The organism is Microbacterium sp. NPDC057407 (assembly GCF_042803895.1).
Classification (GTDB): Bacteria; Actinomycetota; Actinomycetes; order Actinomycetales; family Microbacteriaceae; genus Microbacterium.
Map to the genome: position 1 here is coordinate 185447 of NZ_JBHVCA010000002.1, position 13825 is coordinate 199271.

Annotated in this window: 14 protein-coding genes; 11 read left to right on the forward strand and 3 right to left on the reverse strand. The window is 71.7% G+C overall.

Annotation, left to right across the window (positions count from 1 at the left end; all coding sequences use genetic code 11):
- The first annotated feature begins 25 nt into the window (after positions 1-25).
- Positions 26-1021: a PHP domain-containing protein gene (locus ACFUTX_RS05710; RefSeq protein WP_378861335.1), complete on the forward strand. Its 996-nt coding sequence runs from the start codon at positions 26-28 to the stop codon at positions 1019-1021.
- 23 nt (positions 1022-1044) lie between these two features.
- Positions 1045-2331 (forward strand): CynX/NimT family MFS transporter, encoded by a 1287-nt coding sequence (locus ACFUTX_RS05715; RefSeq protein ID WP_378861337.1) that lies wholly within the window; start codon positions 1045-1047, stop codon positions 2329-2331.
- Positions 2332-2382: 51 nt separating this feature from the next.
- On the opposite strand, the gene ACFUTX_RS05720 is transcribed toward ACFUTX_RS05715, so the two are convergent.
- Entirely contained in the window at positions 2383-3318 is a 936-nt protein-coding gene (locus ACFUTX_RS05720) for a 5'-3' exonuclease H3TH domain-containing protein (protein ID WP_378861339.1), read from the reverse strand.
- Between the two features lie 152 nt (positions 3319-3470).
- Between ACFUTX_RS05720 and ACFUTX_RS05725 the strand changes: the two genes are divergently transcribed.
- The 4 genes from ACFUTX_RS05725 to ACFUTX_RS05740 are packed head-to-tail and all read left to right on the forward strand — an operon-like array spanning position 3471 to position 7685.
- Entirely contained in the window at positions 3471-4382 is a 912-nt protein-coding gene (locus ACFUTX_RS05725) for a hypothetical protein (RefSeq protein ID WP_378861341.1), read from the forward strand.
- On the forward strand, positions 4379-5575 hold the full coding sequence (locus tag ACFUTX_RS05730) for a cytidylyltransferase domain-containing protein (RefSeq protein WP_378861343.1): 1197 nt from the start codon (positions 4379-4381) through the stop codon (positions 5573-5575). The genes ACFUTX_RS05725 and ACFUTX_RS05730 overlap by 4 nt, the downstream gene beginning before the upstream one ends.
- Entirely contained in the window at positions 5572-6444 is an 873-nt protein-coding gene (locus ACFUTX_RS05735; protein ID WP_378861345.1) for an N-acetylneuraminate synthase family protein, read from the forward strand. Before ACFUTX_RS05730 ends, ACFUTX_RS05735 begins: the two co-directional genes overlap by 4 nt.
- Positions 6441-7685, forward strand: a complete 1245-nt coding sequence (locus ACFUTX_RS05740) for a DUF6716 putative glycosyltransferase (RefSeq protein ID WP_378861347.1) — start codon at positions 6441-6443, stop codon at positions 7683-7685. Before ACFUTX_RS05735 ends, ACFUTX_RS05740 begins: the two co-directional genes overlap by 4 nt.
- Before the next feature lie 15 nt (positions 7686-7700).
- Here the strand turns inward: ACFUTX_RS05740 and ACFUTX_RS05745 are convergent, their stop codons facing one another.
- Positions 7701-8483, reverse strand: coding sequence for a hypothetical protein (locus tag ACFUTX_RS05745; RefSeq protein ID WP_378861349.1), 783 nt, complete (start codon positions 8481-8483; stop codon positions 7701-7703).
- Entirely contained in the window at positions 8483-9010 is a 528-nt protein-coding gene (locus ACFUTX_RS05750) for a hypothetical protein (RefSeq protein ID WP_378861350.1), read from the reverse strand. The genes ACFUTX_RS05745 and ACFUTX_RS05750 overlap by 1 nt, the downstream gene beginning before the upstream one ends.
- Positions 9011-9408: 398 nt before the next feature.
- Here ACFUTX_RS05750 and ACFUTX_RS05755 point away from each other — a divergent pair, with 398 nt between their 5' ends.
- From ACFUTX_RS05755 to ACFUTX_RS05775, 5 genes are all read left to right on the forward strand, one after another.
- Positions 9409-9807, forward strand: a complete 399-nt coding sequence (locus tag ACFUTX_RS05755) for a TraR/DksA family transcriptional regulator (protein WP_378861352.1) — start codon at positions 9409-9411, stop codon at positions 9805-9807.
- Between the two features lies 1 nt (position 9808).
- Entirely contained in the window at positions 9809-10288 is a 480-nt protein-coding gene (locus ACFUTX_RS05760; protein WP_378861353.1) for a YchJ family protein, read from the forward strand.
- Positions 10285-11061 carry an isocitrate lyase/phosphoenolpyruvate mutase family protein gene (locus ACFUTX_RS05765; RefSeq protein WP_378861355.1) on the forward strand — a complete coding sequence of 259 codons (777 nt, stop codon included), beginning with the start codon at positions 10285-10287 and terminating at the stop codon, positions 11059-11061. The genes ACFUTX_RS05760 and ACFUTX_RS05765 overlap by 4 nt, the downstream gene beginning before the upstream one ends.
- Before the next feature lie 41 nt (positions 11062-11102).
- Positions 11103-12200, forward strand: coding sequence for an FAD-dependent oxidoreductase (locus tag ACFUTX_RS05770; RefSeq protein WP_378861357.1), 1098 nt, complete (start codon positions 11103-11105; stop codon positions 12198-12200).
- Between the two features lie 128 nt (positions 12201-12328).
- On the forward strand, positions 12329-13771 hold the full coding sequence (locus ACFUTX_RS05775) for an APC family permease (RefSeq protein ID WP_378861359.1): 1443 nt from the start codon (positions 12329-12331) through the stop codon (positions 13769-13771).
- Positions 13772-13825 lie beyond the last annotated feature (54 nt).

Below are 13825 nucleotides of genomic sequence, written 5' to 3' on the forward strand. Positions count from 1 at the left end.
CGTCGGCGACGGGCTCCGCAACCCGATGAAGCCCCACGACGCCCTCACCGAGATCGCGACGCTCCTCGAGCGCGAACGCTCGTCGCGGTACAAGTCGAAGGCATTCCGGGCGGCCGCGGACGCGATCGCGGGTCTGTCCGACGAGCAGTTGCGGGATGCCGCATCCCTGCGCCGCCGCAAGGGAATCGGCGACTCGACCTTCGGCGTGATCCAGGAGGCTCTCGCCGGAGACGTGCCGCAGTACCTGGCCGACCTGCGCGAGCGGGCGGGTGTGCTGGTGTCGTCGACCCTGCGAGCCGCACTCCGCGGCGACCTCCACTCGCACAGCGACTGGTCGGACGGCCTCACGTCGATCGACTTGATGGTGGACGCGGCGCGGTCGCTCGGTCACGACTATCTGGCGCTGACCGATCATTCGCCGCGACTGAGGGTCGCGAACGGGCTCTCGTCCGAGCGGCTCCTCGAACAGCTCGGCGTTGTGGCGACGATGAGCGGCGACGGGTTCACGCTCCTGTCCGGCATCGAGGTCGACATCCTCGACGACGGCGCGCTCGACCAGTCGCCCGAGATGCTGGACCGGCTGGACATCGTGGTCGCGTCGGCGCATTCCAAGCTCCGCATGGAGAGAGCCCCGATGACGCGGCGCCTGGTCGCCGCGGCCTCGAATCCGCACGTCGACGTGCTGGGCCATGTGACCGGGCGGCTCGTCGAGGGATCGCGCGGCACGAGGCCGCAGTCGACCTTCGACGCGCGAGCCGTGTTCGAGGCCTGCGAAGCGCACGGGGTCGCCGTCGAGATCAACTCGCGTCCGGAGCGGCAGGATCCGCCCGACGAGCTGCTGGCGATGGCGCTGGAGATCGGATGCCTCTTCTCGATCGATTCGGACGCGCACGCGCCCGGTCAGCTTTCGCTCATCGACCACGGGGCGGCCCGAGCCGAGCGGATCGGCGTGCCGCCGGAGCGCATCGTGACGACGTGGCCACTCGAGCGCCTGCGCGAATGGACGAACCGGCCGCGCTGATCGGCTGCGCCTAGACTCGACGGGTGACGCCGGACCCCGCCAGAGCAGCGAGGTCGCCGATTCCGTGGCTGGTGATCGCCGGGGTGATGACGGCGGCGCTGAGCCTGCGAGGTCCGATCGTCGCCCCGACGCCGGTGCTCGCCGAGATCGAGGCCGACCTCGGAATCGGCTCTGCGACCGCGGGCCTGCTGACGACCGCACCGGTGCTGATGTTCGCCCTTCTCACGCCGGTCGCGGCCCTCGTGATCCGCCGTGCTGGCGCCGAGGTCGCCCTGCTGGTCTCACTGTGCGGTGTGCTCGTCGGCACCTTCGTGCGCGCGCTGCCGGGGTTCGGCTGGATGCTCGCCGGGATGCTCGTGATCGGCGCTTCGATCACCATCGGCAACGTCGTGATCCCCGTCATCATTCGGCGGGATGTCGCGCCCGCACGCGTGGCGCTCGTGACCGCGGCGTACGCCGCGATGCTCAACGCCGGATCGCTCATCACCTCGCTCCTCACCGCTCCGCTCGCGGCGTGGATCGGCTGGCCGGCCGCGCTGCTGACGTGGTCGACGATCACGGTCGCGGGCATCCTCGTCTGGGGCGCTCACCTGCGGCGGACCCGCGGAGGCGGGGACGACGTCGATCGCTTCTCCGGTCCCGCGCCCGAGGCGTCGGCGAACCGTCGCCCGGGGGAGCTGGATCCGACGACGATCACGGGACCGCTTCCCGTGGTCGCCGGCGGCCGACGCGAGCGGGCGATCCTGAGGAGGCCGGTGGTGTGGCTCCTGCTGGTCGCCTTCGGCCTGCAGTGCCTGATGTACTACGGGCTGTCGACCTGGCTGCCCACGTTCGCCGCCGAAGAGCTCGGCCTCGGTCCGTCCGCGGCGGGGGCGATGGCGTCGGTGTACCAGGGCGTCGGGATCGCGGGCGCGTTCCTCGTTCCGGTGCTCCTGCGCTTCACCCCGCGGATCGTCACCCCCGTGGTGATCTGCGTGTCGTGGCTGACGGTGACCGCAGGACTCGTGTTCGCTCCGGGGCTGCTCTGGGTCTGGCTGGCGGTGGGCGCCATCGGACATGCCGGCGGCTTCGTGGTGATCTTCTCTGCCCTCGTCTCCGTCGCGCGGAACGACGCCGAGGCGGCGGGCATGTCCGCGCTCGTCCAGGGCGGCGGCTACGCGATCGGTGCGGTCGGAGCGCCCCTGATGGGCGCCCTGCACGAGTCGACGGGCGGGTGGGAGGCGCCCCTCGTCGTGGTGCTCGTACTGGCGCTGGTGTACTGCGGTGCGCTCCTCGCCGCCGTCGCCGCGTCCTGGCGCGCCGCCCGCTGACGAGGTCGAACGGGTGACCCCGGGAGCCGCTCAGACCGGTCCCCGGCGCTGTCAGGCCGAGTTGCCCGTCCGGTCGAGCGCTTCGACGATCCTCGTCATCGCGGTGCCCAGGGCCCACCGTTCGGCGATGGCCGCGGCATCCGTCTTCGCTTTCTCATCGAGCGGTCGCAATCGTGAATCCACCGCGGGCAGCGGAAGGTCGCGGACGACGGCGACCACGCGCGGTGCGACCTCGAGGTACGGAGCGCCGGCGAGGATCTTGTTGCGGATGCCGGCGGTCATGCCCTCGCCGGCCTCTGCGGCGGCGATGATGCCCGCAAGATCGCCGTGGGCCGCGAGCAGTCCGGCCGCGGTCTTCTCGCCGATCCCCGCGACACCCGGGAGACCGTCGGACGAGTCGCCGCGCAGGGTGGCGAAGTCCGCGTACTGGGAGGGCAGGACCCCGTACTTCGTCGCGACCGTGCTGTCGGTGACGATCTCGAGATTGCTCATGCCGCGAGCGGTGTAGATGACGCGGACGTCGCGCGCGTCGTCGACGAGCTGGAAGAGATCCCGGTCGCCGGTGACGATGTCGACCGGAGCGGTCGCGGTGGTGGCGAGAGTGCCGATCACGTCGTCGGCCTCGTGGTTCGCGGCCCCGACGATGACGATGCCGAGGGCGTCGAGGGTCTCGCGGATGATCGGCACCTGCGCCTCGAGCGGGTCGGGGACGACCTCGACATCCGGACCGACCTCGACGACCTCGGCGACCCGGTGCGTCTTGTAGGTGGGGATGAGGTCGACCCGCCACTGCGGCCGCCAGTCGTCGTCCCAGCAGGCGACGAGGTGCGTGGGCCGGTAGGTCGTGACGAGCTTCGTGATGATGTCGAGGAATCCGCGGACCGCGTTCACGGGCGTGCCGTCGGGCGCCTTCACGGTGTCGGGGACCCCGTAGAAGGCCCGGAAGTACAGCGAGGCGGAGTCGAGCAGCATGAGGCGGTCGGTCACGGCCTTCATCCTGGCACGTCCGCCCGACGTCGCGGAGAGTGCGCCGGCGCCACCACTCGTTCACCTTCTCGCCCCCAGCCGGACGCCGAGGGGTTCCCGGCTCGTTCACCCCCGAGGCTCACCGTGAGGAGACGGTCTGAGCAGGAGGTGTCATGGCCCGCAACGATGTGCTCGCGTGGGTCGAGTCGCCGCTGCAGCTGGTCGGCGCCGCCGAATGGGCCCACGCCCACGGTGTGACGGTGCCCGTGGCGGGTCGTCTGACGCCCCAGATGGGCGAGACCGCCGACGCGCTGCTCGCCCGCGGTGCGCGCTTCCGCGACCTCGAGCCCTACCTGGGCGTGCCGTTCTCACTGCTCGCCCGTCACGGTCACTGGCTGGTCGGCGACGGCTTCTCGGGACAGTTCCGTCTCGCCGCGACGCTGCTCCGCCCGCACCGCGTCACCTTCCTCGACGACGGCGCCAACACCCTCCCGTACGCTGACGCGCTTCTGGGACGCCGCCCCTACGCCCGCCCGGCCGTCGCCGAGCGGGGCTGGACGACCCGGCTCGCACCCCTGGCCCACGAGCTCGTCCTCCGGCGGGCCGCCGCCCGCCGCGCCTCGTTCTTCACGGCGTTCGACCTCGGACCCGACCGCGCCGACGCGCTCGGCGACCGCGGCTTCGAGATCCGTCGGCACCGGTTCGAGTGGACGCGGGCCACGGCGCCTCTCAACCCCGACGTGCAGGGACGGGTGGTGCTGGGCAGCGCGCTGCCGGTGGACGGCCGTCTGCCGCTTGCGGACTTCCTGTCGTGGGTGACGGATGCCGCAGCCCCCGGTCCCGCGCTGTACCTGCCGCATCGCCGCGAGACGCGCGAGCAGCTCGACGCGGTGGCGGCGATCCCCGGGATCAGGGTGCTGCGCACCGAACTGCCGGTCGAGCTCGTCCTCGCCGGCGCGCACGGGCCGCTCGACATCCGCACGCTCCCGTCGAGCACGACGACCACGCTGCCGCTGGTGCTGGAGGGCACCGGCTCCAGCCTGCGGGTCGGACAGCCCCGGGCCGTCACGGGGGCCGCCGCATGAGCGAAGCAGTGGCGATCATTCCCGCCCGAGGCGGGTCCAAGGGCGTCCCCCGCAAGAATCTGCGTCGAGTCGGGGGCATCCCGCTCGTCGCGCGCGCCGTAGACGCGGCGCGCCGATGCCCGTCGATCGACCGCGTCGTCGTGTCGACCGACGATCCGGACATCGCCGCGGTCGCCGCGGAATGGGGCGCCGAGATCATCGTGCGACCCGCGGAGCTCGCCGGCGATTCGGCGTCGTCTGAGAGTGCGCTGCTCCACGCCATGGCGGTGCTCGAAGAACGCGGGGTCGACGTCGGCGTGATCGCCTTCCTGCAGGCGACGTCGCCCTTCATCGACTCGGAGGCGCTCGACGAGGCCGTGCTCCTGGTGCGCTCGCGGCGCCGCGACAGCGTCTTCTCCGCCGTGGAGACGTACGGGTTCCTGTGGGCGAAGGCCGCGGGAGACGCCGCCGAGGCCGTGAACCATGACGCCGAGGTGCGCCCCCGCCGGCAGGATCGCGACCCCCACTACCTGGAGACCGGTGCGTTCTACGTGATGAGGGCGGCCGGCTTCCGTGCCTCCGGTCACCGCTTCTTCGGCAGCATCGGCATCGCGGAGGTGCCGGAGCGCACTGCGATCGAGATCGACACGCCGAGCGAGTTGCAGGTGGCTCGCGCCATCGCGCCACTGATCGACGTGCCCGGCCCGGTCCTGGTCGACGCGGTGGTGACGGACTTCGACGGCGTGCACACCGATGACTCCGTCACGGTGGGCGAAGACGGCACCGAGTCCGTCGTGGTGAGCCGGTCCGACGGCATGGGGGTGGCGCGACTTCGCGAGGCCGGCGTTCCCGTCCTCATCCTCTCGACCGAGGTGAATCCGGTCGTCACCGCGCGGGCTCGCAAGCTCCAGGTCGATGTCGTGCAGGGGCTGACCGACAAGAGCGAGGCTCTGCGCGAATGGGCCGCGGACCGAGGCATCCCGCTGTCACGCATCGCCTACCTGGGCAACGACGTCAACGACCTCGCGTGTCTCGAGCTGGTCGGGTGGCCGGTCTCCGTTCCCGAGGCCCATCCTCTCGTGCTCGCCGCCGCCCGGGTCGTGCTGAACCGCCCCGGCGGCGCCGGCGCCGTGCGCGACCTCGCCGAGCGCGTGCTCTCCGGCCGGGCTGCAGCATCCGTCCACCCTCGCATCGCCACACAGGAGGCACAGTGACCGTCACCATCGGATCCCGCGTCGTCGGAGGCGGTCGTCCCGCCTACGTGATCGCGGAGATCGGCCTGAATCACAACGGCGACGTCGAGCTCGCCAAGCAGCTCATCGACGTGGCCGCGGATGCCGGCGCCGACGCCGTGAAGTTCCAGAAGCGCACTCCCGAGATCGCGACTCCGGAGCACATGCGCGATGTGCCGCGCGAGACGCCGTGGGGCACGATGAGCTACCTCGACTACCGGCGCCGGGTGGAATTCGACCGCGACCAGTACATCGAGATCTCGGACCATGCTCTGCTTCGCGGGCTGGAGTGGTTCGCGTCGCCATGGGATGAGCCCAGCGTCGCTTTCCTGGAGGACCTCGGTGTGACGGCGCACAAGGTGGCGTCGGCCGCTCTGACCGATCTCGGTCTGCTGCGTGCGCTCCGCGACACCGGCAAGACCGTGATCCTGTCAACGGGGATGTCGACGATCGAGCAGATCGACACCGCCATCGACGTGCTGGGGACCGAGCGACTCCTCCTGATGCACGCGACGTCGACGTATCCGATGGAGCCCGCGGAGGCGAACCTCCGCATGATCCCGGCTCTCCGCGACCGCTACCCGGGGGTCCCCGTCGGCTACTCGGGGCATGAGCGGGGGTTGCAGATCTCGCTCGCGGCCGTCGCGCTCGGCGCCGTGGCGGTCGAGCGGCACATCACCCTGGACCGGACGATGTGGGGATCGGATCACGCTGCGTCGCTCGAGCCCGCGGGGCTGCAGCATCTTGTCCGCGACATCCGCATCATCGAGGCCGCGCTGGGCGACGGTGTGAAGCGCGTTTACCCCGGCGAGCTCGCACCGATGGCGAAGCTGCGCCGCGTCCCCGCGTGAGTCCCCGGCGGCGACTCGTCGCGCTCGCCGACACCGACTCGTACGTGAAGTGGGCCGCGGCCCTGATCTCGACGCTCGACCCGGAGTGGCAGGTGTCGCTGCTGGTCGTGCAGACGCCGCTCGCGGTGTCGGATGCGCAGCTGGACGCGGCGCTGAACGGCAGCGACCTCGACGTGTCGGGTGTCGAGCGGGTGGGCTGGTCGGATCTGCGGGACCGGCTCGAACGGGAGCGCCCCGATGCGGTGCTGCTGGCCGCGCGGGGACCGCTCGTGCGCGTGCTCGCCCGGGAGGTCGCCACGCTCTCGCCCCGGCCGGTGCTGGCAACGGGTCTGCCCGGCATCTCGATACCGGCGACTCGCAAGGCGATCGCCTACCGCACCCAGTGCGACTTGTTCGTGCTGCATTCGCGCCGCGAGCGTCGGGACTTCACCGCGTTGGCCGAGGAACGGGGGATGCCGCAGCTATTCGGGCTCGCGACGCTTCCGTTCGCGCGGGGCGGGGCGGTTGCGCCTGCCCGGGCGGCAGGCCGGGACCTGGTGTTCGCGGCGCAGGCGAAGGTTCCGGCGGAACGGAGGGATCGCGAGCGGATCGCCGCCCTGCTCGTGAGGGCGGCGCGGGCCGATCCTGCCCGCCGAGTGGTCGTGAAGCTGCGGGCCGCGACCGGAGAGCATCAGACGCACCTCGAGCGCGACGCGTACCCGGACCTGCTCGAGGCGTTCGCGCCGCTCCCCGAGAACCTCGTGATGTCGACGGCGCCCATGGGACGCGCGCTCGCGTCGGCCGAGGGGCTGGTGACCGTCAGCTCGACGGCGGCGATCGAAGCGGTGGCGCGGGGCGTGCCGGTCATCGCCCTCGATCTGTTCGGGGTGTCGCCCGAGCTGATCAACGAGGTGCTCGCGGAAGCGGGACTGCTCGGAGGCGAGGAGGATGTCGTGCACCGCCGCTTCCGGCGGCCCGACGCCCGCTGGATGGACGACAACTACTTCCACGATCCCGCGCAGGACGACTGGTCGGCGGCGCTCGCCGATCTGGTGGAGGCTCGGCGGGCCGGCTCGCTGCCTTCGAAGCCGCCCCTCGCGCGCCGGGGAGGAGCGCTGCGCGACGTGTGGGAGCGAAAGTCGGTGCTCGGGGCGGAGGACCGGTCGCTTCGCGGCTTCGTCGCGCTCGCCGTCGCGGTGCCGGCCAGGGCGGGGCTGCGTCTGGTCCATCGCCTGCGCCGCAGGAGTGCGGTCGCTCGCTGACGGCTCCGGTCGTGGTCAGCATCCCGGACCGTCCGGCCTCTCCGTGCAGGTCCGCTCGACGAGCGCCGTGAGCGCCTCGACGACGCGCACCTGATAGGCGCCGGCTGACGCGGTGATGTGTCCCGGGATCTGCCGCCACCTCCCGCTCCCGAAGTCGACGGCCGCCTCGTAGCGCACGGTGACCGTCGCGCGGAACGTGCCGCGCTCGCGGTAGGTGTGACTCGTGGCGGTCGGGGTGAACTGGGGCTGACCGAGCCCACCCCACGACGTGCCCCCGGAGGTGGTGACCGTCGACGTCCCGTCGCCGTAGGCGAACTCGAACGCGACCGGGGTGAAGCGCACGCGCACGTCCCAGTCGAGGACCGTGCCGGTGAGCACCTGCTCCGACGCCGTCGCCACGATGTTCGCCGGCATGCCCACCACCGCGAAACCTTCCGGTTCTCCGGACAGCGTCGGCGTCGTCGGCCGGAACGACGCGAGGTCTTCAATGGTCAGCTCCGGTGGCATCGCGACGGTGTAGTTGCCGCGGCATCCGAGTCGCCCGCACTCCTGCGGTTCGTCGTCGCCGTCACCCGACGTGGAGGCGCCGGGGCCGGAGGGTCCAGCCCCCGATGAGCCACCGGCCGGCGGACCGCCGTGGTCCTGGCGGCTGGCGCCGATGTCGACCTGAGAGACAGTTGACCCAATCGTGCACTTGTCCTGCCATCCGCTGAACCCGCAGTCATCGCTAGCAGAGGCAGGGCTGGTGTGGCTCGAGATCAGGATCCCGACGATCAGCGCAACGCGAAGGTGACCCATTAGGCGCATTTAGGTTCTCCCTCTCGCCCAGCGAAGTCGCTAATGAGCAGGTCTGATCCCCGCGACTTCGATGCTTGTAGCGTGATGAGCATGCTCTGGATATCGGGGCGGTCCTCGCTCACCGCAGACTGCCGAGAGTGATCCAGGAGGAGCACTTTAGACACGTCAAGGCACACGGCAAGGCGCACCATCCGGTCCGAAACGTCCTCCAGCTCCACAGCCGTTACCGTGCTCGTTCCCGAGACATTCCAGTTGTCCGCGTGCATTCGACTGAATGTTTCCCTTGCTTCCGCGTTCGCGTCGCCCGTGGTCCAGGCGTACACCGCCTCGAACGTCTCCGGGTCGCTCAGATCGACCTCGTTCAGAGCATCGACGTACGCGCGGTAGGTCTTCTCGGCGGCGGCGAAGGCCTCCGCCTCCGTGGCGAACGCGGGCTCGGGATCAGGGGCGGCGGGGGGCGCGCAGCCGGTGAGGGCGAGGGCGAGCAGCGCGGACAGGGCCGCCGGCCACCGGTGTGTGGAGGTCATGGCCTCACGGTAACCAGAGTGGCGGGAGGGCCCCTCGGGTTATCCACAGGCCCCCAGGCGGACCGCGGCGATGGCGGATCGGAGGTGTGCCGTGGAGGAGCCGACGATCGCGTGGGGGGCCGCGACCGCCGGCTCTGGGCGACTCGGATGAGGCCGCCCCTCGTGCCCCTGGGGGTGGGCACGAGGAGGGGTCCCGGTTCGGGTGCCTTCGGCGGGTCCGCGTCGCCGGCCGGGGGGTGGCCGACCCGCCGCGCGGAGCCCCTCCAGGATCCCACCCGGACCTGGGAATCGCCTGGCGTCACGTCCCGGCGCGAACCTTTCGCCCGACGCTGGAAGGGGGCGCCGCTGCCTCAGCGTGCAGCGTCCCGGTGGGGTTGGCCGAAGGTACGGTCGTCGGTATGCCCGAATCCGCTCACGACGCGCCCGACTCCCGACCTCCGGAGGCGGACGCAGGCGACAGGCGCGCGCAGCTCGCCCACCTGCGGGCCGACGCGCTGGCCCGGGCGGACCGTCTCGATGCCGAGATCCGTGCGCTTCGCGTCGACCGCGGCTCCGACAACGCCGACGACGAGCACGACCCCGAAGGGGTGACGCTCTCGACGGAGTGGGCGCGGCTCGCCGGCCTGCGCTCGGCCGCGGACCGCGAGCTCGCCGAGGTCGATGCTGCCCTGGCACGCGTGGCGGACGGCGACGACGGCCGGTGCGTCGACTGCGGCCGAAGCATCCCGGCAGCCCGTCTGCTCGTCCGACCGTCAGCAACCCGGTGCGTCGAGTGCGCCACCCGAGCGGGGGTGTGAGGTGTCCTCCGCAGGCTCCTCCGCGCCGCGCGGCTTCGTCCGCCCCGCAGGCCACGCGCCGTGCCCGTGCGGCAGCGGGGATCGCTTCGACGGATGCTGCGCCCCACTGCTCGCCGGAGAGGCGGCCGCGTCGGCCGAGATTCTCATGCGTTCCCGGTACACGGCGTTCGTCGTGGGGGACCGGCGCTACCTGACGGAGACGTGGCACCCGGGCACGCGACCGCCTGACCTGCAACTCGATCCGTCACTGCGCTGGAGCGGACTCGACGTCGTCGCCGTCGAGGCGGGGACCGGGGACTCGAAGCGGGGGATGGTGGAGTTCCGCGCGCGATGGCGCCAAGGCCGAGAACGCGGGGAACTCCACGAGAGGAGCCGATTCGTGCGTCAGAGCGGGAGGTGGTGGTACGTCGACGGCGTCGTCCGTGAGCCGCATGACGACACCGCCCCGCCCGTCTCCAGCGCCGATAGCGTGGAGCCATGACCACGCAGGTTGAGAAAGCCCAGTCCCTCGAAGCCCTCCACTCCGCACCCGAGATCCTCCAGGTCGTCAACGTGTGGGATGCCGTGTCCGCCCGCACGATCGCCGCTCTCCCCGAGACCCGGGCCATCGCCACCGCGGGCCACTCCATCGCGGCGACCTACGGGTACGCCGACGGGCAGATCCCCATCGAGACGATGCTCGACATGGTCGGCCGGATCGTGGAGGCCGCGGGCGATCTGCCGGTCACCGCCGACCTCGACGACGGTCACGGCGACGCGGGCGAGACCGTCCGCCGGGCGATCGGCAAGGGCGTCGTCGGCGCGAACGTCGAGGACCGGCTCAAGCCTCTCGACGAATCCGTGGCGGTCGTGCGGGCCATCGTCGCGGCGGGGGAGGCCGAGGGGGTTCCGTTCGTGCTCAACGCGCGCACCGACGCCTTCGTGCGGGCAGGTGGGCGGCCCCTCGCCGAATCTGTCGCCGACGCGATCGAGCGCGGCCGGGCATACCTCGACGCGGGGGCAAGTCTCGTGTTCGTCCCCGGCATCCTGGATGCCGAGGTGACACGCCAGCTCGTGGAGGGCATCGGAGAGCGCAAGATCAGCGTCATCGGCCTGCCGGGTGCCCTCAGCGCCCGCGAGTACGAGAGCCTCGGTGTGGCCCGGATCTCGTACGGCCCCACGACGCAGCGGGTCGCGCTCACGGCGCTCCAGGATGTCGCGGCCGACCTCTACGGCGGGGGCGTCATCCCTTCCTCGACGCGCGCGCTGAACTGACCGCCGGGAATCACTCGGCACGCGTCCGCGTTACCGCCGGCATGGATCCGGTGCCCGTCGACGTGGTCGTGATCGGCGCCGGGCAGGCGGGCCTCTCGGCCGCCTATCACCTCCGGCGGCGTGGCTACGAGCCCGTCAGCCGCGCCGCCGGAGAGTCGCCCTCGTTCGTCGTGCTCGACGGCGAAGAGCGCCCCGGCGGAGCGTGGCAGCACCGTTGGGCGTCGTTGCGCATGGCCACCGTCAACGGCATCCACGAGCTTCCCGGCTACCCGGTGCCGCCGGCGGACCCGACGGCCGCCAGCCGCGACGTCCTGCCGGCCTACTTCGCCGAGTACGAGGAGCGATTCGCCCTCGACGTGCGGCGTCCCGTGCGGGTCGCGGCCGTGCGCCGCGCCGACGATGATCCCGCCGGTCGCCTCATCGTCGAGACGCGCGAGGGATCGGCGTGGGCGGCGCGATACGTCATCAACGCCACGGGGACGTGGACGCGCCCGTTCTGGCCGCGCTACCCCGGTCAGGAGCGGTTCCGCGGACGCCAGCTGCACGTGGCCGACTACGTGTCGCGCGACGAGTTCGCGGGCAGACGCGTCGTCATCGTCGGTGCGGGGGTCTCGGCCGTGCAGCTGCTCGACGAGATCTCCCATGTGGCGGACACCTACTGGGTGACCCGTCGCGAGCCCGAGTGGGTCGAGGAGGACTTCGACATCCCGGCGCGCGTTGCCGCGATCGCCGGTGTCGAGGAGCGCGTCCGGCAGGGTCTGCCGCCCGGGAGCGTCATCTCGGTCACCGGGATGCACTGGACGCCGTGGGCGCGGGCTGCGGCCGCGCGCGGGGTGCTCACGAGGCATCCGATGTTCTCGGCGATCGAGGAGGACGGCGTGCGCATGCCGGACGGCACCTTCGTCGCCGCGGACGTCATCCTCTGGGCGACCGGGTTCCGTCCCGCGCTCGACCACCTCGCTCCGCTGCGATTGCGCACGTCGGCGGGCGGCATCCGCGTCGCCCAGGGGCGAGCGCTCGACGAACCGCGGCTGTTCCTCATCGGGTACGGTCCGTCGCAGTCCACCGTGGGCGCCAACCGGGCCGGGCGCGACGCCGTCCGGGCGATCCTCGCGGACACGGCCGCCCTCGCCGCCTGAAGCGTCGGTGCTCGCCGCCTGAAGGGCCGGCGAAGACCGTCCCACCGGCAGAGCTGCCCGGCCGGGGCGGGCCGAGCGGGTAGCGTGGCTTGACGGCCGGGCCCCCACTGCCGGCCGGAGGGATCCCCATGAGCACGACGAGCCAGCTGTTCCGCCGCAAGCCGGTGAGCGCGCCGGACACCGAGCCGAGCGGCCTCACCCGCCGGATCGGCACCTTCCAGCTCGCGATGCTCGGCGTCGGAGCCACCATCGGAACCGGAGTGTTCTTCGTGATGCACGAGGCGGTGCCGCTTGCCGGCCCCGCCGTCGTGCTCGCCTTTCTGGTCGCGGCGCTCGCCGCGGGTCTCTCGGCGGTGTGCTACGCCGAGATGGCGTCGGCCGTGCCGGTCTCGGGCTCGACGTACTCCTACGCCTACGCGACTCTGGGTGAGATCGTCGCGGTCGGCGTGGCCGCCTGCCTCGTCCTCGAGTACGGCGTCTCGACAGCGGCGGTGGCGTCGGGGTGGAGCGGATACCTCGACCGGCTCGTCGGCGACCTCTTCGGGTGGCACATCCCGGCGGCGCTGACCGTGGGCCCGCTCGAGGGCGGCATCGTCAACCTCCCCGCCGTCGTGCTGGTCGGCGCATGCGCGCTGCTGCTGATCGGGGGAACCCGCGAATCGGCGACGGTCAACACGATCATGGTCATCATCAAGATCGGTGTGCTGCTCATGTTCGGCGCGATCGCGATCACGGCCTTCCAGGCCGACAACTTCGCCGACTTCGCGCCGCACGGAGCGGCGGGTGTCACCGCGGCCGCCGGGACGATCTTCTTCACCTTCATCGGCCTGGACGCGGTCTCGACCGCGGGCGACGAGGTCCGCGACCCGCAGCGGTCGCTGCCGCGCGCCATCCTGGTCGCCCTGGCCGTTGTGGTCGCCGTCTACCTGTTCGTCGCCGTCGCGGCGGTCGGGGCGCAGCCATGGCAGGCCTTCGAGGACCCCGATCAGCAGAGTGCAGGTCTCGCCGTCATCCTCGGCGATGTGCTGGGTGCGACGTGGCCCGCCACGGTCCTCGCCGCCGGCGCCGTCATCTCGATCTTCTCGGTCACGCTCGTGACGCTGTTCGGGCAGAGCCGGATCCTCTACTCGATCGGCCGAGACGGACTGCTGCCGCGGGCGTTCGCGCGAGTCGCGCCCCACACGCACACCCCGGTCTTCTCCACCGTGGCCGCCGCCGTGGTGATCGCCCTGCTCGCGGGATTCATCCCGCTGTCGAACCTGTGGGACATGGTGTCGATGGGGACGCTGGTCGCCTTCATCGTGGTGTCGATCGCCGTGATGGTGCTGCGCCGCACCCGCCCCGACCTGCCGCGGGCGTTCCGTGTGCCCGGCTACCCGGTGACACCCATCCTGTCGATCCTGGCGTGCGGGTACCTCATCACCGGGCTCGGGTGGGAGACGTACGGCTGGTTCGCCGCGTGGCTGCTCGTCGTCCTCGCCTTCTACCTGCTGTGGGGGCGCCATCACAGCCATCTGAACCACGCGAGCACAGCGGATGCCTCGACCACAGGGTCCGGCGAGAGCCGCTGATCCGCTGTCGGGCGTCAACCCCTCGGTGGCTCCGCGTCGCGCGGGTTAGCGTGG

Bases quoted from the DNA above. Each gene is read 5' to 3' on its own strand.
- ACFUTX_RS05750 (WP_378861350.1), bottom strand. From the start codon at position 9,010: ATGACCTCCACACACCGGTGGCCGGCGGCCCTGTCCGCGCTGCTCGCC.
- ACFUTX_RS05775 (WP_378861359.1), top strand. From the start codon at position 12,329: ATGAGCACGACGAGCCAGCTGTTCCGCCGCAAGCCGGTGAGCGCGCCG.
- ACFUTX_RS05765 (WP_378861355.1), top strand. From the start codon at position 10,285: ATGACCACGCAGGTTGAGAAAGCCCAGTCCCTCGAAGCCCTCCACTCC.
- ACFUTX_RS05725 (WP_378861341.1), top strand. From the start codon at position 3,471: ATGGCCCGCAACGATGTGCTCGCGTGGGTCGAGTCGCCGCTGCAGCTG.
- ACFUTX_RS05745 (WP_378861349.1), bottom strand. From the start codon at position 8,483: ATGGGTCACCTTCGCGTTGCGCTGATCGTCGGGATCCTGATCTCGAGC.
- ACFUTX_RS05710 (WP_378861335.1), top strand. From the start codon at position 26: ATGAAGCCCCACGACGCCCTCACCGAGATCGCGACGCTCCTCGAGCGC.
- ACFUTX_RS05730 (WP_378861343.1), top strand. From the start codon at position 4,379: ATGAGCGAAGCAGTGGCGATCATTCCCGCCCGAGGCGGGTCCAAGGGC.
- ACFUTX_RS05770 (WP_378861357.1), top strand. From the start codon at position 11,103: ATGGATCCGGTGCCCGTCGACGTGGTCGTGATCGGCGCCGGGCAGGCG.
- ACFUTX_RS05755 (WP_378861352.1), top strand. From the start codon at position 9,409: ATGCCCGAATCCGCTCACGACGCGCCCGACTCCCGACCTCCGGAGGCG.